This window comes from Nonomuraea sp. AD125B, assembly GCF_041402765.1.
Taxonomy (GTDB): domain Bacteria; phylum Actinomycetota; class Actinomycetes; order Streptosporangiales; family Streptosporangiaceae; genus Nonomuraea; species Nonomuraea bangladeshensis.
This window is the reverse complement of the sequence record NZ_JBGLOU010000022.1, coordinates 39,764-64,798: the sequence shown is the minus strand read 5'-3', so window position 1 is coordinate 64,798 and position 25,035 is coordinate 39,764. Positions and strand designations below refer to the sequence as shown.

General features: G+C 73.6%; 21 protein-coding genes. 4 read left to right on the top strand and 17 right to left on the bottom strand.

Translation table 11 applies throughout. The features are described from left to right. Positions 1-34: 34 nt before the first annotated feature. On the top strand, positions 35-649 hold the full coding sequence (locus ACBR40_RS41330; protein WP_364463185.1) for a cupin domain-containing protein: 615 nt from the start codon (positions 35-37) through the stop codon (positions 647-649). On the opposite strand, the gene kynU is transcribed toward ACBR40_RS41330, so the two are convergent. Together kynU and ACBR40_RS41320 are read right to left on the bottom strand one after the other, a co-directional pair. After that, complete coding sequence (gene kynU / locus ACBR40_RS41325; protein ID WP_371252235.1) at positions 646-1,899, bottom strand: kynureninase; 1,254 nt, start codon at positions 1,897-1,899, stop codon at positions 646-648. The two genes, ACBR40_RS41330 and kynU, sit on opposite strands and share 4 nt — an antisense overlap. 32 nt (positions 1,900-1,931) lie before the next feature. Then, entirely contained in the window at positions 1,932-2,744 is an 813-nt protein-coding gene (locus ACBR40_RS41320) for a tryptophan 2,3-dioxygenase (RefSeq protein WP_371252234.1), read from the bottom strand. Between the two features lie 144 nt (positions 2,745-2,888). On the opposite strand from ACBR40_RS41320, the gene ACBR40_RS41315 reads away from it, so the two are divergent. Beyond that, entirely contained in the window at positions 2,889-3,326 is a 438-nt protein-coding gene (locus ACBR40_RS41315) for an Lrp/AsnC family transcriptional regulator (RefSeq protein WP_344213229.1), read from the top strand. Here the strand turns inward: ACBR40_RS41315 and ACBR40_RS41310 are convergent. The 13 genes from ACBR40_RS41310 to ACBR40_RS41250 all read right to left on the bottom strand — a co-directional run bounded on the left by ACBR40_RS41310 (position 3,310) and on the right by ACBR40_RS41250 (position 19,807). After that, on the bottom strand, positions 3,310-4,500 hold the full coding sequence (locus ACBR40_RS41310; RefSeq protein ID WP_371252233.1) for an alpha/beta hydrolase: 1,191 nt from the start codon (positions 4,498-4,500) through the stop codon (positions 3,310-3,312). The two genes, ACBR40_RS41315 and ACBR40_RS41310, sit on opposite strands and share 17 nt — an antisense overlap. Beyond that, positions 4,497-5,516 carry an LLM class flavin-dependent oxidoreductase gene (locus tag ACBR40_RS41305; RefSeq protein WP_371252232.1) on the bottom strand — a complete coding sequence of 340 codons (1,020 nt, stop codon included), beginning with the start codon at positions 5,514-5,516 and terminating at the stop codon, positions 4,497-4,499. The genes ACBR40_RS41310 and ACBR40_RS41305 overlap by 4 nt, the downstream gene beginning before the upstream one ends. Then, on the bottom strand, positions 5,513-5,845 hold the full coding sequence (locus tag ACBR40_RS41300; RefSeq protein WP_344213235.1) for a TIGR04076 family protein: 333 nt from the start codon (positions 5,843-5,845) through the stop codon (positions 5,513-5,515). Before ACBR40_RS41300 ends, ACBR40_RS41305 begins: the two co-directional genes overlap by 4 nt. After that, positions 5,842-6,240, bottom strand: a complete 399-nt coding sequence (locus ACBR40_RS41295; protein ID WP_344213237.1) for a nuclear transport factor 2 family protein — start codon at positions 6,238-6,240, stop codon at positions 5,842-5,844. Before ACBR40_RS41295 ends, ACBR40_RS41300 begins: the two co-directional genes overlap by 4 nt. Next, entirely contained in the window at positions 6,237-7,472 is a 1,236-nt protein-coding gene (locus tag ACBR40_RS41290; RefSeq protein WP_371252231.1) for an amidohydrolase family protein, read from the bottom strand. The genes ACBR40_RS41295 and ACBR40_RS41290 overlap by 4 nt, the downstream gene beginning before the upstream one ends. Further along, on the bottom strand, positions 7,469-9,136 hold the full coding sequence (locus ACBR40_RS41285) for a hydantoinase B/oxoprolinase family protein (RefSeq protein WP_371252230.1): 1,668 nt from the start codon (positions 9,134-9,136) through the stop codon (positions 7,469-7,471). The genes ACBR40_RS41290 and ACBR40_RS41285 overlap by 4 nt, the downstream gene beginning before the upstream one ends. Continuing rightward, a complete protein-coding gene (locus tag ACBR40_RS41280) occupies positions 9,129-10,826 on the bottom strand; it encodes a hydantoinase B/oxoprolinase family protein (protein ID WP_371252228.1) in 1,698 nt (565 codons plus the stop codon). The genes ACBR40_RS41285 and ACBR40_RS41280 overlap by 8 nt, the downstream gene beginning before the upstream one ends. Next, complete coding sequence (locus tag ACBR40_RS41275) at positions 10,823-12,886, bottom strand: hydantoinase/oxoprolinase family protein (RefSeq protein WP_371252227.1); 2,064 nt, start codon at positions 12,884-12,886, stop codon at positions 10,823-10,825. Before ACBR40_RS41275 ends, ACBR40_RS41280 begins: the two co-directional genes overlap by 4 nt. After that, positions 12,883-14,661, bottom strand: a complete 1,779-nt coding sequence (locus tag ACBR40_RS41270; RefSeq protein WP_344213247.1) for an ABC transporter ATP-binding protein — start codon at positions 14,659-14,661, stop codon at positions 12,883-12,885. The genes ACBR40_RS41275 and ACBR40_RS41270 overlap by 4 nt, the downstream gene beginning before the upstream one ends. Then, on the bottom strand, positions 14,658-15,521 hold the full coding sequence (locus ACBR40_RS41265; RefSeq protein ID WP_344213249.1) for an ABC transporter permease: 864 nt from the start codon (positions 15,519-15,521) through the stop codon (positions 14,658-14,660). The genes ACBR40_RS41270 and ACBR40_RS41265 overlap by 4 nt, the downstream gene beginning before the upstream one ends. Further along, entirely contained in the window at positions 15,521-16,531 is a 1,011-nt protein-coding gene (locus ACBR40_RS41260) for an ABC transporter permease (protein WP_329588794.1), read from the bottom strand. Before ACBR40_RS41260 ends, ACBR40_RS41265 begins: the two co-directional genes overlap by 1 nt. A gap of 3 nt (positions 16,532-16,534) precedes the next feature. Further along, a complete protein-coding gene (locus tag ACBR40_RS41255; RefSeq protein WP_371252226.1) occupies positions 16,535-18,199 on the bottom strand; it encodes an ABC transporter substrate-binding protein in 1,665 nt (554 codons plus the stop codon). Between the two features lie 180 nt (positions 18,200-18,379). After that, positions 18,380-19,807, bottom strand: a complete 1,428-nt coding sequence (locus ACBR40_RS41250) for a hypothetical protein (RefSeq protein ID WP_371252225.1) — start codon at positions 19,805-19,807, stop codon at positions 18,380-18,382. A 184-nt stretch (positions 19,808-19,991) separates the two neighbouring features. Here ACBR40_RS41250 and ACBR40_RS41245 point away from each other — a divergent pair, with 184 nt between their 5' ends. Together ACBR40_RS41245 and ACBR40_RS41240 are read left to right on the top strand one after the other, a co-directional pair. Then, complete coding sequence (locus ACBR40_RS41245; protein WP_371252224.1) at positions 19,992-21,860, top strand: adenylyl cyclase; 1,869 nt, start codon at positions 19,992-19,994, stop codon at positions 21,858-21,860. 269 nt (positions 21,861-22,129) lie between these two features. Continuing rightward, positions 22,130-23,260, top strand: coding sequence for a hypothetical protein (locus ACBR40_RS41240; RefSeq protein ID WP_344213259.1), 1,131 nt, complete (start codon positions 22,130-22,132; stop codon positions 23,258-23,260). 8 nt (positions 23,261-23,268) lie between these two features. Here the strand turns inward: ACBR40_RS41240 and ACBR40_RS41235 are convergent, their stop codons facing one another. Then, positions 23,269-23,808: a DinB family protein gene (locus tag ACBR40_RS41235; RefSeq protein ID WP_344213261.1), complete on the bottom strand. Its 540-nt coding sequence runs from the start codon at positions 23,806-23,808 to the stop codon at positions 23,269-23,271. A gap of 10 nt (positions 23,809-23,818) precedes the next feature. After that, a complete protein-coding gene (locus ACBR40_RS41230; RefSeq protein WP_371252223.1) occupies positions 23,819-25,006 on the bottom strand; it encodes an alpha/beta hydrolase in 1,188 nt (395 codons plus the stop codon). Between the last annotated feature and the right edge of the window lie 29 nt (positions 25,007-25,035).

Sequence of the window (25,035 nt, the reverse complement as noted above, 5' to 3'; positions counted from 1 at the left end):
CTGAACAAACCCCCCGACTGACATGGAGGTCCCGGTGGCGGCGTCGGAGGACCGGCGCGCGGACGAGCCCCGGCAGGAGCTCGTGGGCGCGCGGATGCGCGAGTTCCGCAAGGAGCGGGGGATGACGCTCCGCGACCTGGCGGCCAGGTCGGGACTGTCGATCGGGTTCCTCTCCCAGGTGGAGCGCGGGATCTCGACGATCGGGCTGGTGGCGCTGAACAGCGTCGCGGCGGCGCTCGAACGGGGGGTGTCGGAGTTCTTCGACGACTCCCCCGGCCGCCAGCCGGGGCGCGACGCCGACCGGCTGCCGACCCATTTCACGCTCACCCGGGCGGAGACGGCGGCCACCGAGTACGTGTCCGGCGCCCAGACGTACCGGATGTTGTCCGCGCGCGGCCCCAGCCTGGTGCTGGAGCCGCTGCTGGTGCACATCGCGCCGGGCGGGCGGCGGGAGCCCGCGTACGGGCACGCCGGCGAGGAGTTCGCGTACGTGCTGAGCGGCGAGCTGCTGTACGAGGTGGACGGCGTGGAGCACCGGCTCTACCCCGGCGACAGCGTGCACCTGCGCTCGACGGTGCCGCACAGCATGTACAACGACACCGACCAGGTGACCACCGTGGTGTCGGTGGTCACCCCCCGGTTGTTCTAGGCCAGCTCGGCGGCGAGGGCCTGGGCGGCCCGCCAGCAGTCGTGGTACGTCGAGTACAGCGGCACCGGCGCGAAGCGGATCACGTCCGGGTTGCGCACGTCGGCGAGCACCCCGTGCCGGGCGTGCAGCCGCCCGGCCAGCCCGCCCGCGTCGCCGGCGGCCACCCGCACCGAGAGCTGGGCCCCCCGCCGCGCCGGGTCGGACGGCGTGATCAGCTCGATCGGGCCGCCGTTCAGCGGGGCGAGCAACGACTCCAGGTAGCCGGTGAGCCGGCGGCTGCGGGCGGCGAGCTCGGCCATCCCGGTCTCGGCGTGCACGGCGAGCGCGGCCCGCAGCGCGGCCAGGCCGAGGATGGGCGGCGTGGAGACCTGCCAGGCGTCGGCGGCGGGCACGTGGTCGCGGTCGGGGCGCATCTCGAAGCGGACCCGCTCGTCGGTGCCCCACCAGCCGGTCAGGCGCGGCAGCGCGGGGTCCGCGCCGCCGGTCAGGTGGCGGGCGTGCACGAAGCAGGCGCCGGGCGCTCCCGGACCGCCGTTGAGGTACTTGTAGGTGCACCAGACCGCGAAGTCGGCGTTCCAGTCGTGCAGGGAGAGCGGGACGTTCCCTGCGGCGTGCGCGAGGTCCCAGCCGGCCACGGCGCCCGCCTCGTGCGCGGCCGCGGTGATGCCGGGGATGTCCAGCAGCTCGCCCGTGAGGTAGTTGATCCCGCCGAGCAGCACCAGGGCGACCTTGCCGCCCTCGGCCGCCAGGTACGCGGGGACGTCGGCGGCGGGCAGCCGGACGACCGTGCGGGCCGGGTCCAGCCCGTGCCAGGCGGCCTGCCCCGCGACCGCGTAGGAGTCGGACGGGAAGGCGGTGTCCTCGATGACGATCCGGACGCGCTCTCCCCGCGGGCGGTAGAACGTGGCCATCAGCAGGTGCAGGTTGACCGTGAGGGCGTTCATGACCACGGTCTCCTCGGGACGCGCGCCCACCAGGGCGGCCATGTCCTCGCGGAGCAGCGCCGGGTAGGTCACCCACGGCCGTTCGGCGGCGAACCACGCCTCGACCGCCTGGCCGGACCACTCGGCCAGCTCGGCCTGGACGGCCGCGGCGGCGCCCTTCGGCTGCAGGCCCAGGGAGTTGCCGGCGAAGTAGGCGGTCTCCGGGTAGGGGGAGCCGGCCGGGGCCGGCGGGATCAGGAACTCCGCGCGGCGGCCGGGGTCGGCGGCGTCGGCGGCCAGGGCGTCCTGCTCGGGGTGGGTGTTCACGCGTTCTCCATCAGGGCCAGGGGGTCGGCACGTCAGACCAGGGTGCGGGCCGACCAGAGCTCGGGGAAGATCTCGCGGCGCAGCGACCGCTCCAGCCAGCTCGCGCCGCTCGACCCGCCGGTGCCCATCTTCGCGCCCATCGCGCGCCGGACCACCACCAGGTGGCGGGTCCGCCATGCCATGAAGTTCTCGGCGAGGTCGGTCAGCGCCTCGCCCAGCTCCCAGAGCTCGTCGCCGGGGCCCTCCTCGGCGTACACGCGGGACCACGCCTTCTCCACCCGGGGATCGGGCTCGTACGGCTGCGCCGGGTCGCGCGTGAGCACGGACTCGGGGACGTCGTGCCCGCGGCGGGCCAGGGCGGACAGGGCGGCGTCGTACAGGCTGGGCGCGCGCAGGGCCGCCAGCAGCTCGCCGTGGACCTCGGCGTTGCCGCGGTGGACCTGGACGAGGGACGGGTTCTTGTCCCCCAGCAGGAACTCCACCTCGCGGTAGAGCGCCGACTGGAATCCCGAGCCCTCGCCGAGCGCCGGCCTGAAGGCGTTGAACTGGCGCGGCGTGAGCCGGTTCAGCGGCCGCCAGGCCGCGTTCACCACGTCCAGGTACGCGGCCGCGCGCGCGATCACGGCGGTCGCCGGGGCCGGCGCGGGCCCGCCGAGCAGCTCGATCGCCAGGCGCAGCTCGGTGCGCACCAGGCCGAAGTACAGCTCCATGACCTGCGTGGTGACCAGGAACGCGGGCTCCTCGGGCTCGGCGGTGCGCGGGCCCGGCAGCTCGCGCAGGACGGCGGTGCCGACGTACGCGTCGTAAGGGGTGGCGTTCGCGAAGCGCAGTCTCGGGGCTTCCATCACTCCTCCTCGTTCACCTCAATGTTCACTCACGACGAACTATGCTGAAATAGGCGAACGAAGGTGATAGGGCAGGATGGGTTTACGTTCGAAAGGCGATCTCCGGTTTGCCTTTCGCCGCTGCCGAGAGTGACGGATGGTGCCATGGACGCGATGGACTGGGCGATCCTCGGCGAGCTGCAGGCCGACGCCCGGCTCTCCTACAGCGAGCTGTCGCGGCGGGTGCACCTGTCCGCCCCGGCCGTGGCCGAGCGCGTACGGCGGCTGGAGGAGACCGGGGTGATCTCCGGCTACCACGCCCACGTGGACCTCGGCCGGGCCGGTCGTGAGGTGCGGGCGCTGATCCGGATGGACTGCTACGGCGCCCGCTGCGTGCTGCGCCACGAGGAGGTGCTGACCCAGCCCGAGATCGTCCAGGTGTACCGGGTGACCGGGGACACCTGCTGCCTGCTCGTCGTGGCGCTCGACTCGATGGCGCACTTCGAGCGGCTGATCGACGGGCTGTCCCACTACGGGCGGCCGTCGAGCACGATGGTGCTGTCCAGCCCTGTGGCGTGGCGGCCGGTCACCCCGCTGGCCTGAGCGCCTCCTCGACGTGGGCGGCGGTCGCGGCCCAGATGGGGGCGGCCGGGTCGATCACCGAGAAGTGGTCGCCCGGGGCCTCCAGGTAGGTGACCGGGTCGCCGGTCGCGGCGCGGGCGTAGCGGCGGTTGAAGTCCACGAGGTCCGGGTCGTCGCCGGCGCCCTGGACGACGAGCTGCGGGCCGCCCAGCGGGAGCCGGGCGAGCGGGCTGGAGGCCGCGTACACCTCGGGGATCTCGGCGGAGCCGCCGCCGAGCGCCAGGGCCGTCGCGCCGCCGCTCAGGTCGCGGCGGTCGCACTCCACCAGGTCCACGAGGCCGGCCAGGGAGACGGCGAGCGCCGGGCCCCGCCCGGCCGCCCACAGGTCGGCGGCCAGGCGCAGCGCGAGCTGACCGCCCGCCGAATGGCCGATCACCGCGACGCGGTCCTGGTCGACGTCCGCGCCGAGGGTCTGAAGGGCGTGGTACGCGGCGGCGACGTCCGACACGGTGGCGTCCCAGCCGTGGCGGTCCGGGCGGCGGTACTCCACGTTCCAGGCGGCGAACCCGCGGGCCGTCAGGTCGGCGGCGAGCGCGTCCATGAGGTCGGCGGCCCAGCGCGTCCGGTAGAAGCCGCCGTGCAGCAGCATCGCGACGGGCGCGGGCCGCGCGTCCGGCAGGAGCAGCTCGGCGTACTGGTCGGGGTGGGGGCCGTAGGTGAGGCGGCGGGGGCGGTGCCTCACCCGGTGCGCCGCGGCCCGTACGGCCCAGGTGAGGCCGTTGACGCCGCGCCCGTACAGGTGGAGCGCGCCGCCCGCCTGGTGCGGGCCGGTCCTCGCGAGATCCAGCCAGACCAGCCGCTCACGGTACGGCCGCGCCGGCTCCATCAGGGCGCGCACCTCGGGATCGGCTCCGGGCAGGGCGACGACGGCGTGCTCCGGCTCGGCCCCGGCCGCGTCCAGCGCGGCCGCGAACGACGCGGCATCCGGCGGCACGACCAGCCGCCCGGCGACCCCGAGCGCGGCGAACTCGCGCTCAGCCAACTCCGCCAGCAATTCGCGATCCGCCGCGAGCCCGGCCGCGACCAGCACGCTCACAGCGGCAGGTGCGATCGCGGCGGTTCCAGCGGCCCCGGTCGCCCCGGCAGCCCCGGCCGTCCCGGTGGCCGACGGGCGATCGGGCATGGGATCGGTCATGGTGTCGCCTTTCTCAGCATCGGCGCCACCTCCGTGGCGATGAGCAGGACCCCCTCATCGTCGGTGAGCCCGTGCGGGGTGCCGAACTCGACCCGCCGCACCCCCGCCTCGATCAGCCGCCACGCCTGCGCGGCCACCTGCTCGGGAGTGCCGGAGAACGCGAACAGGTCCAGCAGGTCGTCCGGGATCAGCCGGCCCGCCGCGTCGTCCCGTCCGGCCGCGACCTCGGCCTTGACCCGCGCCAGCAGGTCGGCGGGCACCTCGGCCGTGGGGTCCAGCTCGGCCACGACCGCCAGGTACATGGCGACCTCCCGACGGGCCTTGGCGCGGGCGGCCGCGCCGTCGGCGGCGACGACGGTGACCGCGCCGAGCACGATCCCGATGTCGTCCACGGATCGCCCCGCCTCCTCGGCCCCGGGGCGCAGCCGCTCGCGCACGACCGGAACCATCGCCGGGTTGGCGCTCCCGCCGACCTTGATCTCGTCGGCGACCCGCCCGGCGAGCGCCGCGCCGCGCGGCCCCCAGGCGCCGATGAGCAGCGGCGGCCGGGCCCGCCGCACGGGGTAGCGCAGGGCGGTGCCGGCCGCGAGGCTGAACAGCTCGCCCGCGAAGCCGGACCTGTCGCCCGCGAGCAGCCGCCGCACGACCTCGGCGCACTCGGCCAGCGCGGTGAGCGGGCGCGGCTGCGCGATCCCGACCTCGCCCAGCCAGGTCCCCCGGGCCAGCCCCAGGTACGCCCGCCCGCCGGAGGCGAGGTCGAGCGCGGCGAGCTGGCCGGCGATCTCGTACGGCGCCATCGAGTACGGGTTGAGGCAGGCCGGCCCGAGCCGCACCCGCGAGGTGGCGGCGGCGATCTCCAGCAGCGGGAAGATCGGCGGCTGGTACATCAGGTCGCCGAACACCGACACCACGTCGATGCCGTTCTCCTCGGCGAGCCGCCCGAGCCTGGCGTAGTCCCCGGCCTGTTTGTCGCTCTGCAGGCCGATGCCGATCTCGAAGTCCACGGGTCCGCTCACGTCAGGTCCGCCGAGTTCATCGGACGCCGCCGCACCCGCTCGACCCGCATCGTCAGCCGCTCCTCCGGGTCCGGGCAGCAGAACAGGGTGTCCCGCTCCAGCCAGTCGCCCGCCCCCAGGTCGCGCTGCTTGGCCGCGAGGAACGGCAGGACGCTGGCGAGCGCCCACACGCAGAAGTGCCGGCCCTCCGGCAGCCGCAGGTGGGCGCTGTTCTCCAGCTCGAAGTAGTCGCCGACGGCCATGCCGCAGACCGAGCGGCCCTCGATGGCGTCGACGGTGACCCGCAGGTCGTACAGCTCCATGTCCGGCTCGGGACCCGCCCCGGTCACGGCTCGCTCACCAGCTCGGCGTGGTGGTGGGCGATCAGCCAGCGGCCCCGCGTGTGCCGGAGCACGTCGGTGACCCTCGTGTGCTGGGCGGGCGCGCCGTGCGGCTCGGCGACCAGGACGTACCTGGCCACGCCGACCTCGCCCCAGACGTCGATGCGCTTGTCGCGGGCGGTGAGCGTGTCCATGACCGGCCGGCGGCCGGAGCCGTCGCGGGCGTCGCGGTAGGCGTCCAGCTCGGCGCGGGTGCGCAGCGGGCCCGGGAGGTGGGTCTCCCAGGTGGTCACGTCGGGGTGCAGGTGGGAGTCGAAGCGGGCGCGGTCGCCGGAGACGAACGCGGCGTACATGTCGTCGATCGCGGCGGCGATGGCCGCCGCGGCGCCCTGGACCAGGGTCATGCTGCCTTCCTTTCCGAGCGGACGACCTGGCCGCCCTTCATCACCCAGCGGACGCCCCGGTACGCCGACGCCGACGCCAGCGGGTCCTCGTCCATCGCGACGAGGTCGGCGTAGCGGCCGGGCTCGACGGTGCCGATGTCCGCCTCGGCGCGCAGCCAGCGGGCGGGGCCGAGGGTGCCGGCGTAGAGCGCGCGGGCGGGGCCGATGACCTCGGCCATGTGCTCCAGCTCCCGTACGGTCGCGTTGGTGCCCTCGAACCCCCAGAACGGCGGCATGTCGCTGCCGAGCAGCACCTCCACCCCGGCGGCGACGGCGGTGGCGAAGCTCTCCAGGTGCTCGGGCCCGGCGTTGAGCGAGCGGCACTGCATCCATTCCGGCACGCCGAGCTCGTCGAAGAACTCCTTGCAGCGGGTGACGAGCAGGGTGGGCACCAGCGCGGTGCCGCGCTCGGCCATCTGGGCGGCGACCTCGGGGGTGAGCTGGTAGCCGTGCTCCACGCAGTCGAGGCCGAGCGCCACGGCCTGGGCGATCACGGCGGCGGGCCCGGCGTGGGCGGTGACCTTGCGGCCCCAGGCGTGCGCGGTCTCGATCACCGCGGCCATCTCGTCGGCGAACAGCTGCGGCGTGTCGATCGACTCGTGCCGCCCGGCGATGCCGCCCGAGATCATGACCTTGATGAGGTCGGCCCCGGCCTTGATCTGGGAGCGGACGCCGCGCCGCAGGCCGTCGGCGCCGTCGCACTCCAGGGTGTCGCTGCCCTCGTGGCCGTGGCCGCCGGTGCAGACGAGCGCCCGCCCGGCGGTGAAGATGCGGGGGCCGGGCACCCGGCCGGCCTCGATGGCGCGGCGCAGCGCGAAGTCGGCGTGGTCCTTCTCGGCCACGCAGCGCACGGTGGTGACGCCGCAGTCGAGGGTGCGGCGGGCGCCGTCGGCCATGTAGAGGGCCAGCTCGTGCGGGTTCATGTCCTTGACCTGGTCGCCGACGGTGCCGGGGAGGGACAGGGACAGGTGGGTGTGCATGTTGACCAGGCCGGGGGTGACGTACGCGCCGCCGAGGTCGAGGTGGGCGACCTCGCCGGGCACGGCGTCGGCGGCGGCGAGGACGTCCTCGCGGCGGCCCACGTCCACTATGCGCTCGCCCCTGACGAGGATGCCGGCGTCGGGGACGGGGTCCGCTCCCGTGGCCGCCCGGCCGTCGGCCACGGTGCAGCCGGTGATGACGACCGTGTTCATGGTGCTCCTTCCAGCAAGCCGTAGATGTCGCGGGCGGCCTCGGGCGAGACGTAGCCCTCGGCGACGTCGCGGCGCACCGCCTCGGGGTCGCGCCCGCGCGGGTCGCCGTGCCCGCCGCCCCCCGCCGTCAGCAGCGTCACCCGGTCGCCCGGCTCGACCTTGACCCGCTTGGTGCTGACCCGCGCCTCCCGGTCGGTGCCGGGGAAGACGATCACCTGGTTCGGGTCCGGCTCCAGGCCGCCGTCCAGCGCCCAGGGCCGCGAACGGGTCTTCTTGATCACCGACAGGAACTCGCCCGGCGTGGTGAACCGGATGTCCCGCCGCAGACCGACCCCGCCCCGGTGGCGGCCCGCGCCGCCCGAGTCCGTACGCAGCTCCAGCCGCTCGAAGAACATCCCCGTCCGCGCCTCCAGCACCTCGACGGGCGTGTTGCGGGCCTGCGTCTGGGCCGGGTGGTTGGCCGGTCCGATGCCGTCGTGGGCGGGCGTGCCGCCCCAGCCCACGGCGTCGTTGTTGCTGACGGCGAAGAGCCGCCCGGTGTCCGGGTGCGTGCCGACCATCATGAAGCCGGGCACGTCGCCGCCGGAGGAGGCGGGCAGCCGGTCCGGCATGCCCTGCGCCAGCGCCTTGTAGATCAGCTCCAGCGCGACCGTCCCCGTCCACTGCGTGAACGTGGCCGCGGGGTAGACGGCGTGGAACAGCGTGCCGGGCTCGGCGCGCACCTCCAGCGGCGCGAAGTGGCCCGCGTTGGTCTGCTCCCAGGGGGTGGTGATCGCCTTGAACGCGATGCGGCAGGTGGCGATGGTGGCGCCGAGCGGGAGGTTGACCGGTCCGCGCGTCATCCCGGAGGAGCCGGCGAAGTCGACGACGAACCGCCCGTCGGCGACCGTCACGGTGACCCGCATCTTCACCGGCTCGTCGGTGACGCCGTCGTCGTCCAGCCAGTCCTCGGCGGTCCAGGTGCCCTGGGGCAGCGCGGCGACGGCGTCGGCGGCCGAGCGGGCGGCGGCCTCGACGGCCCGGTCCACGGCGGCCTCGACGAGGGGGGTGCCGTAGCGGGCGTGCAGTTCGGCGAGGCGGCGCTCGCCGGTGCGCAGGGCGGCGACCTGGGCGTGCAGGTCGCCGATGACCAGGTCCGGCATGCGGGAGTTGAACCGGATCAGCTCGTGGATGTCGCGGACGGGCTCGCCACGGGAGAACACCTTCGTGCCCGGAAAAATCAACCCTTCCTGGTGCATGTCCGTCGAGTCGAGCACATAACCGGGGTCCTTGGCACCCAGGTCCATCCAGTGGGCCCGGACGCACACGAAGCCCAGCAGCCCGGCTTCCCCGTGCACGGGCGCGAACAGGGTGGCGTCGTAGGAGTGGGCCGCGTTCCAGTACGGGTAGTTCAGCAGCACCACGTCGCCGGGGTGCAGGTTGTCGCGGCCCACGTACTCCACGCCCTTGCGGATGGAGTGGTCGTTGGCGCCGAGGAACCGGCTGAGCCCGGTGGCCTCGGCGATCAGCCGCAGGTCGGTGTCGTAGACCGAGATGCCGTAGTCGCGCACCTCGTAGATGACGGGGTTGAAGGCGGTGCGTTCCAGCGTGGCCCGCATCTCCTCGGCGACCGCGACCAGGTGGCAGCGCACGACCTCGGCGGTCGCGCCGTCCAGGTCAGGCATCGTCCACGCCGTAGACCTCGCGGGCGGCCTCCGGTGAGACGTAGCCCTCGGCGACGTCGCGGCGCACCGCCTCGGGGTCGCGTCCGCGCGGGTCGCCGTGCCCGCCGCCGCCCGCCGTCAGCAGGGTCACGCGGTCGCCGGGCTCGACCTTCACCCGCTTGGTGCTGACCCGGGCCTCCCGGTCGGTGCCGGGGAAGACGATCACCTGGTTCGGGTCCGGCTCCAGGCCGCCGTCCAGCGCCCAGGGCCGCGACCGGGTCTTCTTGATGACCGACAGGAACTCGCCCGGCGTGGTGAACCGGATGTCCCGCCGCAGGCCGACCCCGCCCCGGTGGCGGCCCGCGCCGCCCGAGTCCGTACGCAGCTCCAGCCGCTCGAAGAACATCCCCGTCCGCGCCTCCAGCACCTCGATCGGGGTGCTCCGCCCGGCGCTGCCGGAGACGTGGGTGGCCGCGTTCATGCCGTCGTGCTCCGGCGTGGCGCCCCAGCCGACCAGGTCGTTGTTGCTGACGGCGAAGAGCTGGCCGGTGTCCGGGTGCGTGCCGACCATCATGAAGCCGGGCACGTCGCCGCCGGAGGAGGCGGGCAGCCGGTCCGGCATGCCCTGCGCCAGCGCCTTCATGATGAGCTCCACCGCCACGATGCCGGTCCACAGCGTGAACGTGGGCTGCGGGTAGACGGCGTGGAACAGCGTGCCGGGCTCGGCCAGCACCTCCAGCGGGACCGTCGTGCCGTGGTTGGACGGCTCGTCGGGCGAGGTCAGCGACTTGAGTATGACCTTGCAGAGGGCGACGGTGGCGCCGAAGGGCATGTTGATCGGGCCGGGCGTGGCCTGCGCGGAGCCGGCGAAGTCGACGGTGAAGCGGTCGTCGGCGACCGTGACGGTGACCCGCATCTTCACCGGGTCCTCGGTGATGCCGTCGTCGTCCACCCAGTCCTCGGCGGTCCAGGTGCCGTGCGGCAGCGCGGCGAGCGCGGCGCGGGTGCGGGCCTCGCCGTCCTCGATCATCCGCTGCACGGCGGCGTCCACGGTGGGCCGGCCGAACTTGTCGATGATCTCCAGCAGCCGGCGCTCGCCGGTGCGCAGGGCCGCGACCTGGGCGTGCAGGTCACCGATGACCAGGTCCGGCATGCGGGAGTTGAACCGGATCAGCTCGTGGATGTCGCGGACGGGCTCGCCACGGGAAAACACCTTCGTGCCCGGAAAAATCAACCCTTCCTGGTGCATGTCCGTCGAGTCGAGCACATAACCGGGGTCCTTGGCTCCCAGGTCCATCCAGTGGGCCCGGACGCACAGGAAGCCGACCAGCGTCCCGTCGGCCGCCTCGTCCGCCGGGTCCGGCTGGAACACCGGCGCGAACAGCGTCGCGTCGTAGGCGTGGGCCGCGTTCCAGTACGGGTAGTTCAGCAGCACCACGTCGCCGCGGTGCAGGTTCTCCCTGCCCACGTACTCGACGCCCTTGGCGAGGGAGAAGTCGTTCGCGCCGAGGAAGAACGTCAGGCCGGTGGCCTCGGCGATCAGCCGCAGATCGGCGTCGTACATCGACAGGCCGAAGTCGTGCACCTCGTAGATGACCGGGTTGAACGAGGTGCGGATCAGGGTCGCGCGCATCTCCTCGGCCGCCGCCAGCAGGTAGCTGCGCACCACCTCGGCCGTCGCGCCGTCCAGCCGCACGTTCGCCTCGCTCATGAGCGCACCTCCGGGGTGAGGGTGACCAGCAGGTGGCCGAAGGGGTTCACCTGAACCCGCTGCCCGGAGTGCACGACCGTGGTGGAGGTGCCCTCGTCGATCAGGGCGGGGCCGTCCAGGACGTCACCGGGCTCCAGCTTGGCCCGGTCGTACACGGCGAAGGACGTCACCTCGCGGGCGCCGAAGTCGAAGGCGTCGCGCGAGCCGATGCGGGCCCGCGCCGGGTCGCCGTCGCCCGGCTCGTACGCGGGCAGCTCCGGCTTGTCGATCCGGCCGATGCCGCGCACCCGCAGGTTGAGAATCTGCAGCCGGTTGTCCATGACGTGCCCGTACCGGGCGTGGTGCAGCTCCTCGAACGCGGCCCGCACCGCGTCCGGCCGCAGGTCACGGCCGACGGGGACGGTCAGCGAGTGCTCCTGCCCGAGGTAGCGCACCTCCATGGCGCGTTCGAGCACGGCCTGCCCGGCGGGGATCGCCTGCGCGGCCAGCGAGGCCGCCGCGGCCGACTCCGCCTCGGCGAACACCGCCTCCAGCGCGTCGAGGTCGGCGTCGTCCAGCGTCGTCATGACCGTACGCGACACGTCGTCCACGATGTCGGCCGTCAGCATCCCCCACGCGGAGAACCCCGACGGCGCGAACGGGACGATCACCTCGGGGATGCCCATCTCGCGGGCGAGCAGCGGAGCCAGCAGCGGCCCAGCGCCGCCGAAGGCCAGCAGCGAGAACACCCGGGGGTCGTGGCCCCGCTCGACCGTGATCTGCCGCACCGCGCCGACCGTCTTGGCCAGCAGCACGTCGAAGACGCCCGCCGCGGCCGCCTCAACGGCGAGGCCGAGCGGCTCGGCGATCTGCTCGCGCAGCGCGTCCCTGGCCGCCTCGTCGTGCAGGCGCATGTCGCCGCCGAGGAACCGGTCGGGGTCCACGTAGCCGAGGGCGACGGCGGCGTCGGTGACCGTCGGCCGGTCGCCGCCGCGCCCGTAGCAGACCGGTCCTGGGACGGCGCCCGCGCTCTGCGGGCCGACCTTGAGCAGGCCCCGGTCCAGGTAGGCGATCGAGCCGCCGCCCGCGCCGATGGTGCGGATGTCGTAGGCGGGGATGAGCAGCGGGAACTGCTCCAGCTTGGCCTCGTAGGCCGCCACGGCCTGGCCCCGCTCGATCACGCAGGTGTCGAGCGAGGTGCCGCCGATGTCGAAGGTCAGCAGGTTGTCCCGGCCGAGCGCGGCGGCCACGTACGAGGCCCCGGCGATCCCCCCGGCCGGGCCGGACAGCACGGTGTGCATGGGCGAGGTCTTCGCCACGGCCGAGGTCATCGACCCGCCGCCGGAGCGCATGATGAGGAACCGGCCGGCGAAGCCGTCCTCGGCGAGGCCGGACTCCAGGCGGTCCACGTAGCGCTCGAAGATGGGGCGGATGTAGGCGTCGAGCACGGTGGTGCTGGTGCGCTCGTACTCGCGGTACTCGCGCACGATGTCCGTGGACACCGACACGGTGACCTCCGGGTACGCCTCCCGCACCAGCTCGGCCGCGCGCAGCTCGTGCTCGGGGTTGAGGTAGGAGTGCAGGAAGCACACGGCGATCGTGCGCACCCCCTGCTCCTCGACCAGGATCCTGGCCGCCTCCCGCACGTCGCCCGGGTCCAGCTCCTCCACCACGCGGCCCTTGTAGTCGAGCCGCCCGCGCACGCCGATCGTGGCGGCGCGGCGGACCAGGCTCTCGGGGCGCTGGTACTGGAAGTCGTACATGTGGTCGGCGGGCACGTTGCCGCGCCCCAGCAGGAAGATGTCGCGGAAGCCCGCGTTGGCGATGATGCCGGTGGGCTCGCCGCGCCGCTCCAGCACCGCGTTCAGCCCGAGCGTGGTGCCGTGGATGAACAGCTCCACCTCCGCCGGGTCGGTGCCGAGCAGGCCGACGGCGGCGAGCACCCCCTCCCAGGGGCGGGCGGGCGTCGTCGGGGACTTGCGGAAGCGGACCGCGTGGGTGCGCGTGTCCAGCTCCATGGCGTCGACGAACGTGCCGCCGATGTCGACGGCCAGCCTGATCGCGGGCATGGGATGCGTCACCTCTCTGGTCCTTCTCGATCCGGCGGGTCCGGGAGCTCGTGGGCGCGGCGGCAGGCGACGCTGACCGGGCCGAGGATCCGCAGCTCCTGCTCCTCGGCCCGGCAGACGTCCTCCGAGTACGGGCAGCGCGGCGCGAGCGCACAGCCCGCGCCGGGAACCGCCTCCTCGGGGTCCTTGGTCAGGCTCACGCCCGCGCCGTCCGCCCGCCCGGCGAGGGTGGGGGCGGCGGCGAGCAACGCCTTCGTGTACGGATGCCGGGGCCGCGCGAAGACCTCCTCGACCGGCCCTTCCTCGACGATCCGCCCCAGGTAGAGCACCACCACCCGGTCGCAGACCCCGCGCACGGTGGCGAGGTCGTGCGAGATGAACACCGAGCCGCGGCCCCGCTCGGCCGTCACCTCGCCGATCACCTTGAGAATCTGCGCCTGCACGGTCACGTCGAGGGCGGAGGTGGGCTCGTCGAAGACGACGAGGTCGGGCTCGCCGGCCAGCGCCCGCGCGATGCCGACGCGCTGCGCCTGGCCGCCGGACAGCTCGTGCGGGCGCCGGGTGGCGTACGTGCCGTCGAGTCCCATGCGCTCCAGCGCCGCCGTGACCAGGCGGGCCCGTTCGGGGGCCTTGACCCCGGCGGCGCGCAGCGGCTCGGCCACGGCGTCGGCGACGGTGCGGCGCGGGCTGAGCGAGCCGATCGGGTCCTGGAAGACGAGCTGGGCCCGCCGCCGCAGGTCGCGCAGCTCCCGGCCGCGCAGTTTCGACGGCTCGCGCCCGGCCAGGGTGACCGTGCCGCGCGACGGGGCGATCAGGCCGAGCATGAGGCGGGCCAGGGTGCTCTTGCCGCTGCCGCTCTCGCCGACGACGCCGACCGTCTCGCCCGCGCGCACGCTCAGGCTGACGCCGCGCAGCGCGTGGTGGCCGCCGGAGCCGAAGCGGCTGCCGTACACGACGTGGGCGTCCTCGATCCGCACGACCTCGTCCCCGGGGGTGGCGGCAGTGCGGGCCACCGGTCTGGTGACGTCGGGGACGGCCGCCAGCAGCGCGCGGGTGTAGGGGTCGGCGGGGGCGGCCAGGACGTCGGCGGCCGGGCCGTGCTCGACGACCGCGCCCGCGTTCAGCACCACCAGCCGGTCGCAGACGCGGGCGATGGAGGCGAGGTCGTGGGAGATCAGCAGCACGCCCCTGCCCTCCTCGTCGGCCGCCTCGCGGAAGCGCCGCAGGATCTCGCGGGTGAGGGTGACGTCCAGGCCGGTCGTGGGCTCGTCGGCGATGAGCAGGCCGGGGGCGCAGCCGGTGGCGAGGGAGATCATCACCCGCTGGGCCTGGCCGCCGGACAGCTCGTGCGGGTAGTGGTCGAAGCGCCGGGCCGCCGACCTGATGCCGACGCTCTCGAACAGGGCGACCGCCGCCGTACGCGCCTCGGCGGCGGCCACGCCCTGGTGCGTGGTCAGGCGGTCGGTGAGCTGACGGCCGATGGAGCGGGTCGGGCTGAGCGCGCCGCGCGGGTTCTGGAAGCAGATCGCCGCGCCGCCGCCCCGGTGCGCCGCGAGCGCGGCGGCGTCCATCGTCAGCACGTCCGCGCCGTCGAACAGGACCTCGCCGGTGGCGCGGGCCGCGCCCGGCAGGAGGCCGACGATCGAGCGGGCGATCATGCTCTTGCCGCCGCCGCTCTCCCCCACGAGGCCGACGACCTCGCCGCGGCCGACCGTGAGGTCCACGCCCTTCAGCGCCTGGACCTCGCCGATGGTGACCCGCAGGTCCCTGATGTCGAGCAGGCTCACCGTACGACCCCCGCCCGCTCCTGCAGCCCCTCGCCGAGCAGGCTGAACCCGAGCACGCTGACCAGCAGGAACAGGCCCGGCGGCACCGAGGTCCACCAGCGTCCCGCGACCACGTCCGACGTGCCGAGGCTGATCATGGCTCCCCACTCGGCGGCCGGCACGGTGACGCCGAGGCCGAGGAAGGACAGCCCGGCGAGGGTCAGCATGGCCCAGCCGCAGTTCAGCGGCGCGATGACGCGGACCGGGGTGAGGCTGTTGGGCAGCACGTGCCGCCACAGGGTGCCGAGCCCGGACGCGCCCGCGGTCCGCGACGCCTCCACGAACGGCAGCTCGCGCACCGTGCGCACCTCGGCCCGTACGAGCCGGGCGTAGGCGGGGGCGTTGACCAGGGCGACCACCAGGATCAGGTTGCCCGCGCCGCCGCCGAGCAGGGCCGCGACCGCGAGCGCCAGGATGAACGCGGGGAACGCCTGGAAGACGTCGAGGACCCGCATGAGCACGTCGTCCACCCGGCCGCCGCGGTAGCCGGCGAGCAGCCCGAGCGCGGTGCCGAGCACCACGGCGAGGGCCACGGAGGCGATCGCCACGCCCAGGTCGAGGCGGCCCGCGTACAGCACCCGGCTGAGGATGTCCATGCCGTTGACGTCCGTGCCGAGCGGGTGCGCCCCGCCGGGCGGCGCCAGCGAGGCCGTCGGGTCGATCTCCTCGGGGCCCCAGCGGACCAGCAGCGGGCCGATCAGCACGGCCAGCGCGACCAGGCCGAGGAGCGCCGATCCCGCCCTGATCAGCGTGGTCGCGAAGCGCCGGTCCGCGGCGACGCGCGGCGGGCCGGAGTCGGCCGCGGTGGTCAGGTCGGCCATCAGATCCTCACTCTCGGATCGAGCACGGCGTGCACCACGTCGGCGATCAGGAAGATCAGCGTGTAGCAGAGCGCGATCACCACGACGGACGCCTGCACCACCGGGTAGTCCCGGTACAGCAGGCCGCGCAGCGCCCACTGCCCGAAGCCCTGCCAGGAGAAGACGTACTCGACCAGCACCGTCGAGCCGATCGCGAAGCCGAACACGAGCGCCGCGAGCGCGGGCAGCCGCACCAGCGCGGCCCGGGTGAGGTAGCCGCGCAGCAGCGTCCGCGCGGACAGTCCGTGCGCGGCCGCCGCCTGGTACGCCTCCGACCCCAGCACCTCCAGCGCCGAGGCCCGCACGCTGCGCAGCAGCGGCGCGACGATGACGACGACCATGGTCAGCACCGGCAGCACGAGGTGCCCGGCGGCCGAGGCGAACGCCGGGCCGTTGCCGGTGAGCGCCGCGTCCAGCAGGTCCGCCCCGGTGATGAGCGTCAGGTCGGTGTCCGGATCGACCCGGCCGCTCGGCGCGGGCACCCAGCCGAGGACGCTGTAGGCGAGCAGGATCAGCACCAGGCCGAGCCAGAACTCCGGCAGCGAGTTGCCCACCAGGGCGAGCACCCGCAGCGTGTGGTCGCCGGCCCGGCCGGCCCGCCGCGCCGACCAGATGCCGAGCGCGGTGGCGAGCAGCGTGGCGATCACCACGGCGAGCACGACGAGCTCCATCGTCGGCCCGACGCGGACCGCCATCTCGCCCGCCACGGACGCGCCGCTCTGGATGGAGGTGCCGAGGTCGCCGCTGAACAGGCCGCCCACGTAGTCGAGGAACTGCCGCCACAGCGGCTGGTCCAGCCCGTAGCGGGCGCGGGCCGCCGCCGCGTCGGCCTCGGTCGCGTTGGGGCCGAGAATGGTGCGGATCGGATCGCCCGGCAGCACGCGGACCAGCACGAACGTCACCACGATGACGCCGAGCAGCACGGGCACCGCCTGGAGCAGGCGCCGGGCGGTGAACCGGGCGATCCGCACGGGTCAGACCCCGCTCAGGTAGCGCAGGCGGGCCAGGCCGTCCATGGGCTGCACCCAGCCGGCGACCTTCTCCCGCACGGGGAGGGTGAAGTTCGGCTGGCAGATGATCGCCCAGGGCACGTCCTCGGCGAGGATCTCCTGCACCCGGGCCCACAGCTTGAGCCGGTCGGCGTCCTCGACCGTGGTGTGCGACTTGTCGAAGATCTCCTCGATCTCGTCGTTGACGTAGTTGGAGTAGTTGAGGCTGGCGCCCTTGGTGAAGCTGGTACCCAGCATGTACTCGACGTCGTTGACCCAGAGCTGCCCGGCCGTGAGCTGCAGCGGGATGTTCTTCTTGCCCCGGCGCTCGCCGAGCGTGGCCGGGTCCAGCGGGACGAGCTTGAGCTCGATGCCGGCCTTCCTCGCCTCGCTCTGCACGAGCACGGCGATCTGCTGCTGCTCGCCGTTGTCGGCCTCGAAGACCAGCTCGGAGCTGATCGCCGGCTTGCCGGCCTCGGCCAGCAGGGACTTGGCCTTGTCCAGGTCGTAGGCGTAGGGGTAGCCGGTCTCGGCGTAGCCCGGCATGTCCAGCGGCACCAGGCTCTTCGCAGGGCGGGCGTCGCCGCCGTAGACGTTGGCGATGATCTGCTCGTACGGCACTGCGCAGGCCAGCGCCCGGCGGACCTTGACGTCGTCGAAGGGCGCGGAGGTGACCGACATCTGGATGGCGACCTGGTTGTTGCTCGGCGCCGAGATGACCTTGATGCCCTCGGCGTCCTTGAGGTCGGCGATGTCGCGCCGGCTCATGCCGAGGGCGAGGTCCACGTCGCCGGCCTGGAGCTGCAGGCGCTGGTTGGCGGCGGCGGGGACCACGGTGAGCCGGATCGTGCTCAGCTTGGCCGGGTCGGGGCCGGGGTAGCCGGTGTTCGCGGCGAGCTCGATCTCCTGGCCCTGGACGGCCTTGGCGACGTTGAAGTAGCCGCCCGTCGGCGGGTTCTTGGCGAACCACTCCTTGGCCCAGGGGTCGGCGTCGGTGGCGTGCTTCTTGGCCTCGGCCGAGTCGAAGACGTAGAGGGAGATGGCCTGGATCTGGCGGGTGAGCGCGCTCGGGAACGCCTGGTGGAACTCCACGGTGTAGTCGTCCACGACCTTGACCTGGTCGGCCTTGGTGAGCCCGATCAGCCGGTAGACGCCGGCGACGTTGGCCTGGGCGGCGAACGCGCGGTCCTTCGACCACTTGACGTCGGCGGCGGTCATCTCGTTGCCGCTGGCGAACTTCACGCCCTTGCGCAGCTTGAGCGTCCAGACCTTGTTGTCGGCGTCGGGCTCGAAGGACTCGGCGAAGGTGGGGGCGATGTTCTCGCTGTCGAGGATCTGCGACCCGCCGACGTCCTTGACGCCGTAGTCGATCAGGTACGGGAAGACGTTCTTGTAGAGCATCAACGCGGTGAGGTCGAAGCCCACGAAGTCCTGGTCCCAGCTGCTGATGTAGCTGCTCACGGCGATGCGGAGCGTTCCACCGGATGCGCCGGTCCCGCCGGACGCCGACGGCTGGGGCTCGCCGCCCGCCTTGGTCCCGGCGGCGCAGCCGGCCGCGAACAGCAGCGCCACGCTGCCCCCGAGGCGCAGCGCCGACCTGCGCGACAGCGGCGAAGACGTGGCGGCGTCCAGGCGCGGGAATCCGGCCATGTGTCCTCCTGGGGGACGGAAGGGACGGCATGTTCAGCCAGGCGTTCCGTTCATGAACGCATCACGAAGCCGGTTCACCGGCAAAAGCCCTGCTGGTTGCCTGCTGTTCTACCGGTAAGCGGGCATACAGGACAAGGCTGTTCAGATAATTTCACCCAGGTGAAACATGCCGAACCCTGTTCAGCGAACGGCCCCCGCCTGCGTGAGCAGGGTGCGGTACCACGTGTCGTACGGGCGGTTCGTCGCCGGGTAGTTGGCGAGCGGGTCGGTCGCCCGGGACGCCGAATCGAAGTCCCAGCCACGGGCCAGCCGCCCCGCCTGCCGGGCGGAGACGATGAACGACGACTGCGTGGCGGGGGCGGCGTAGTAGAGCGCGTCCTGCTGGAGCTCGGCGCTGTCACCCTGCTGGAACTCGGTGAAGGCGACCTGCGGGTAGCGGACGCGCTCGCCGGCGCGCCGGTCGGTGTCCACGCGCAGGGTCGTGGCAGGGGTCGGGCCGTCGGCGCCGGTCCAGACGCGCACCCGGGACGTGCCGCTGACCGCGGTGGTCTTGTCGGGGCGGGCGTCGGCGGTCTTCGCGTTGCCGGTCCAGGCGACCGTGCGCGCGGCGGCGTCGAGGGCGCCGGTCCAGGTCCAGTTCTGGCTGTTGCTCTGGCTGCGGTGGATCTCCTGCAGCCGGGTGCCCGCCGCGTCGGTGAAGCGGACGGTGGGCAGGACGCCGTTGTCGTACTGGTGGCTCGCCGACCAGGTGATCTCGCCGTCGGCGGCGAGGCGGCCGACGCGGTACCACAGCGTGGTCGCGCTCTGGGACTGGTGGACCTCGACCAGGTCGCCGGCGTCGTTGAGCGCCACGGCCGGGGTCACGCCGCTGTCGTAGCGGCCGTGGCGCAGCCAGGTCACCGTGCCGTCGGGGCCGTACGTGCCGCTCCAGTACCACAGGTCGCCCGACCCCGAGTCGTGCACCTCGACGACCTGGCCGCGGGCGTTCATGGCGACGGCGGGGCTCGTGCCGGCGTCGCGCTTGTAGAGCGTGCGTGTCCGCCCGTTGCCGGACAGCAGCACGAGCACCCGGCCGCGTAAGGCGTCCACCGTCGGCGTGGCGGCCGGGTAGTCCGACGCGCGCAGCAGCCGGTCGCCGAAGACGGCGGTGAGCTCCTGGTTGAGCGCGGCGAGGTTGCCCGCGGCGTAGGAGGTGTTGTCGGTCAGGTCGTCCTTGATGTCGAGCGCGACGGTGATGGGCGCGGCGGCAGGATGGGCCGCCGACCAGGCGTTGATCGCGGTGAGCCAGTCGCGCAGGAGGTTCGAGGCGGGGTTGCCCGTGTGGTCCACGGCGTCGCCGGGCGAGTCGTGGCCGATCGCGTAGTCGCGGGCGCTCGCGTAGCCGTTGTCGTGGATGTCCAACTCGATGAAGCGCACGCCCTCGTCGAGCTGGCGGACGATCGAGCCCCTGGCGCCGTCGAGGTCGCCCGAGTAGCTGTTGTGCGTGGCGCCGAAGACCGCCGAGGTCAGAGACTGATCCGCCGATGCGCCGGCCGGAGCGGCGGTCACCAGGGCGGACACGAGCACGGCCGCGGCGAGCGCGGGCAGGGCGGCTCTCGGCTGGGGCATCGGCTGATCCTCGCGATCTCGGGGTGCCTCCAGACAACACGATCTTGAGGTCGCCGCCAACCCCTGTTTTCCGCGCCCTCACGGCCCCTACGCGCCCTTGTGAACGGGACGGGCGGCACGGTACAAACAACCCGAGAGAGCGCTCTCTCGCAGCGGCAGGCCGCCCGTCGAAAGGACTTCACGTATGACGATCCAGCAACCTGACGGGCGCCGGCGTGCCGGCCGGGCGATCGCCTTAGGCGTCGTGCTGGCCACCGCCGTCATGACGGCCGGGGCCACCGGCCTGCCCGCGAGCGCGGCACCGCACGGCGGCGGCGCGCCCGACCTCGGCCCCAACGTCACCGTCTTCGACCCGGGCATGCCGGTCGCCGACATCCAGGCCACCCTCGACGCGGCGCACGCCGCCCAGGTCGACGCCGAGATGGGCACCGCCAGGCACGCCTACCTGTTCAAGCCGGGCACGTACGGCACCGCCGAGCACCCCCTCCAGATCAAGGTGGGCTACTACACCGAGATCGCCGGCCTCGGCGCCTCCCCCACGGACGTCGTCATCAACGGCAAGGTCGAGGTCTACAACCGCTGCCTCGCCGACGGCGGCACCGCCAACTGCCTGGCCCTCGTCAACTTCTGGCGCACCCTCTCCAACCTGTCCATCAACATCAACGCGACCGGCCAGGACGGCTGCCGGTCCTCGGCGAACTTCTGGGCCGTCTCCCAGGCGGTCTCCCTGCGCCGGCTCGACGTCACCGGCGGCACCCTGTCGCTCATGGACTACTGCACGGCCGGCCCCCAGTACGCGAGCGGCGGCTTCATCGCCGACTCCCGGCTGCCCGCTGTCACGAACGGCTCCCAGCAGCAGTGGCTGACCCGTGACAGCGAGGTCGCCGGCTGGTCCAACGCGGTCTGGAACCAGGTCTTCTCCGGCGTCGTCGGCGCGCCCGCGGAGTCGGCGTTCCCCGACCCGCCGTACACGACGCTCGACACCACCCCGGTCAGCAGGGAGAAGCCGTTCCTCTACACCGACGCGCGCGGCCGCTACCAGGTGCGCGTTCCGGCCGCCCGCAGGAACACCCGCGGCGTCTCCTGGGCCGGCGGCCTGACGCCCGGCCGGACGATCCCGATCGGCGACTTCTTCGTGGCCCGGCCGTCGGACCCGGTGCAGGTCATCAACAGCCAGCTCGCCCGCGGCAAGCACCTGCTGCTCACGCCCGGCGTGTACGACATCCCGCGCTCCATCGAGGTCAAGCGCCCCGACACCGTCGTGCTCGGCCTCGGGCACGCCACGCTCACCGCGGCGGGCGGCTCGACCCCCATCGACGTCGCCGACGTCCCCGGCGTGATCGTGGCCGGCGTGACCATCGACGCGGGCGAGCGGAAGTCGCCCGTCCTGCTGCGGGTCGGCAAGCGGAACGGCCGGGGCCACAGCTCGCCCGGCAACCCGACGACGCTGTCCGACGTGTACTTCCGGGTCGGCGGCCCGCACGTCGGCAGCACGGACGTCGCCCTGGAGGTCAACAGCGACGACGTGCTGATCGACCACACGTGGGTGTGGCGCGCCGACCACGGCGTGGAGGGCCTGACCGACACCCAGCGCTGGAACACGAACCTCGGCCGCACCGGCGCGGTCGTCAACGGCGACCGGGTGACCGCGACGGGCCTGTTCGTCGAGCACTTCCAGCAGTACAACACGGTCTGGAACGGCGAGGCGGGCACCACGATCCTCTACCAGAACGAGCTGCCGTACGACCCGCCCACCCAGGCCGACTGGATGAACGGGAAGGTCAAGGGCTGGGCCGGCTACAAGGTGGGCGACCGGGTGCGGACGCACCGCCTGTACGGGGCCGGCGTCTACGTCTTCAACCAGAACAACCCCGACATCCACACCGAGAACGGCTTCGAGGTGCCGCGCACCCCCGGCGTCCGGCTGCACCACATCATGACCGTCAACCTCAGCGCCGGGACGATCGACCACGTCGTCAACGGCGTGGGCGAGGCGGCCGACGCCACGAGGACGGGATCGCCGGTCTACGTCACGGACTATCCGGCTCCCTGAGTCCCGGTGAATCCCTCGCGAAACGCGGACGCCGCCCGGCCGTTCAGCCGCCGGGCGGCATTCGTGGTAGCAAAATATCCACCCCGCCGAGCACCGCAAATGCCATTTTATCGGTTATTAAGCCGCCGCCAGGAATGCGCGCCGTAGGAAAAAATCCTCCGCGCCGACCGGGGTCCTCATTAGCATTCTGCACGTGGCCGCCCACCACCGCGCCCACGCTCACTGAGCACGGCCCTCGCCCGCTCAGACCCCCCGTCGAAGGAGTCTCTGTGACTCGGTACGCCATCGACCGCGCCCGCGGCGCGCTCATCGCTCAATGGAGCACCGGCATCGGCGAGACCGCCACCACCGTGGCCGACCTACCTTCCCTCCTCCCCCACCACGAGCTGCTGCGGCTGTCCGCGGGGCTCACCCAGCTCTCACAGGCCTGCTGGCGCTGCTACACCCACCCCGCCAGCGTCGCCGACCACTACGGGCCCGGCAGCCTCGGCCGGCAGCGGCAGCAGGAGCGCGACGCCTTCGGAACGGTCCATGACTTCATCGTCTCCGCCGACCGGACCGCCTGGGCGGAGATCGGCACCAGGGTCCAGGAGGCCGCCCACACCGTCGGCCGCACCCTGGCCTTCCTCGGCCGGCCCGACCTGACCACCCAGGTCGCCGACGAGGTCACCGCCGAGCTCGACGCGGTCCAGCGGGCCGAGCTGGGCGACCTGTCGCAGCGGGCCGGGCAGGCCGTCGCCCTCAGCCGCGAGGACGCCTCACCGCTGCAGGTGGTCCAGGCCGACCGGCTGCTGCGCCGGCACCCGTTCGGCTGCGACGCGCTGTTCACCCGGCTCGACCCCACCGCGGCGGCCATCGCCGCCGCCCACTGGCTGCACGCCGCGGTCGCCGCCGCCTCCCGGCTCACGCACGCCCATCCCGCGCAGATCGTGGCCGCCGCCGACCAGCGGTTCAAGCCGCTCGCGTTCGAGAGCCTGACCGAGGTCGTCAGCGGGCTCGGGGCGGGCGTGCGCCCGCGTCAGGTCGTCATGACCCTGGTACGCAACGCCCTGCACGTCGGCGAGGGGCACCTGCTCGGCATCATCGAGGCCCGCCACCGCATCAACGCGGCCGAACGCCTCATCGGCGAGGTCCACGCCGAGCATCCCGAGCTCGCCGTCGGCGCCGACACCGTGCACCTGCCCCTGACCCCGCTCGACCCCGGCCGTCCCGCCCCCGACCTGCTGGAGAACCTGCTGCACGGCATCCAGAGCTGCTGGCGCTTCTACGAGCGGCACGTACGCTCCCACCAGCCGGGCGGCGGCCTGAGCCTGCAGGGCCCGCGCCGGCAGAAGCTGCGCCGCGCCTTCATCGTCGCGGTCCGCCAGGAGGCCGACGCCCGGCACGACCAGCTGCTCTGACCCTCCCGTCACTCGCCGGTGAGGCCGTCCACGGACTCGCGGATGAGGTCGGCGTGGCCGTTGTGCCGGGCGTACTCCTCGATCATGTGACAGATGATCCAGCGGAGCGACGGGGTCGTGCCGTCGGACCAGCCCCGCTTGGCCAGGCGGTCCATGCCGCCGTCGGCCAGGGCTTTCTCGGTCAGCTCGCGGGAGCGGGCCACGAAGCCCTGCCACAGCGCGTGCAGCTGCTCCGGGGAGTCGGCGGCGGCCGAGTTCCAGTCCCAGTCGCGGTCGGCCGCCCAGTCCACGGTGTCCCACGGCGGGTGCGGCTCGTTGCCGTGCAGCGAGCGGTTGAACCAGTGGTCCTCCACGTACGACATGTGCTTGAGCAGCCCGCCGATGGTCATCGACGAGACGCCGACGGTGGCCCGCAGGCCGGCCTCGTCCAGGCCCGAGCACTTCCAGTTGAAGGTGGCGCGCTGGTAGTCGAGGTAGCCGAGGAGGGTGGCGGTCTCGCCGGCGGCGATGGGGGGCTCAGGACGGCCCTGTTCGTCGATCACGGTCATTCCAGGGAGTCTAGAAGGACCTCCAGCGGGCCGTGAGATGGCGCAGCCCGTCGCGGAGCGCCAGCCGCCAGCACGGCGTGTCGTGACCGGCGGGGAACTCCCGCACCGTGAGCTCGTCCACGTGCGGCCGGGCCGCGCGGGCGAAGCGCTCGACGGCGCCGAGCAGGGTCAGCCGGCGGTCGCCGACGTCGGCCTCCAGCGTGCCGTAGCTCATCCACAGGCGGATCGGCCAGCGGTGGCGGCGCTCGCGGGCCAGGCGGGCCAGCAAATCGAGCCCGGCCGGACGGCCGGCGCGCCCGCGCGGCTCCCACCAGAGCGAGCCGGACATCACCAGCGCCGCGCCGAACAGGTCGGGACGCTGGTGCGCCAGGCGGGCGGCGGCCAGCCCGCCGAGGCCGGCCCCCGCCACGATCACCCGGGCCGGGTCGGCCGCGGCGTGGTGCCGGGCCCGCAGCCAGGGCACGATCTCCGACACGAGCGCCGCGACGAAGCCGGGGTCGCCGGACAGCTCCTCGACCCGCCGCCGCCTGGACAGGTTGTGGACGTAGGCGACGAGGAAGGCGGGCATCCGGCCCCGCGCGATGGCCTCGTCCAGCTCGCCGGCCAGCCAGGCGAACGCCTCGCCGTCGAAGACCACCACCAGCGGCAGGTCACGGACCTCGCCGCGGCACGGCGGGCGGTAGACGGTGACCGGGCGGGCCAGCGGGCCGGCCCCCGGGCGCTCGGTCACCAGGCGGCCGAGGCGCACCGGGCGGTGCCGCCAGTCCTGGCCGGGCGCGCCGGGCAGGGCCAGCGGCGTGACCCAGTCGCTGACCGTCGCGGGGATCGGCGCCTTCTGCCCGCCGAGCAGGCCGAGCACGTTCGGCACCCGGCGCGGGGCGGCCGGGTCGGGGAAGGAGCGCGACAGCAGGGTCTCGATCAGCTCGTCGCGGGCGCCGGCCGAGGCGGCCAGCCGGGCCCGGCGGACCGGGCCGAGCCTGGCGAGCGGGTCGCGCTCGACGTAGCAGTAGGTGAGCGTGCTGTCGGACGGGAAACGGGCGCCGTAGGCCCACACCTGGCGGCCCCGGCCGTCGGCGCCGAGGCGGCGCATCCGCTGCGGGAGCGCCTGGCGGACGCCCTGGATCCAGAGCGACAGCGGGGCCCGGCCCCCGGTGGTCACGAACGTCACCTCGGTCTGGCCGTCCGACTCCGTCAGCACCGGCCCGCCCGCCGCCAGGAGCGCGTCCA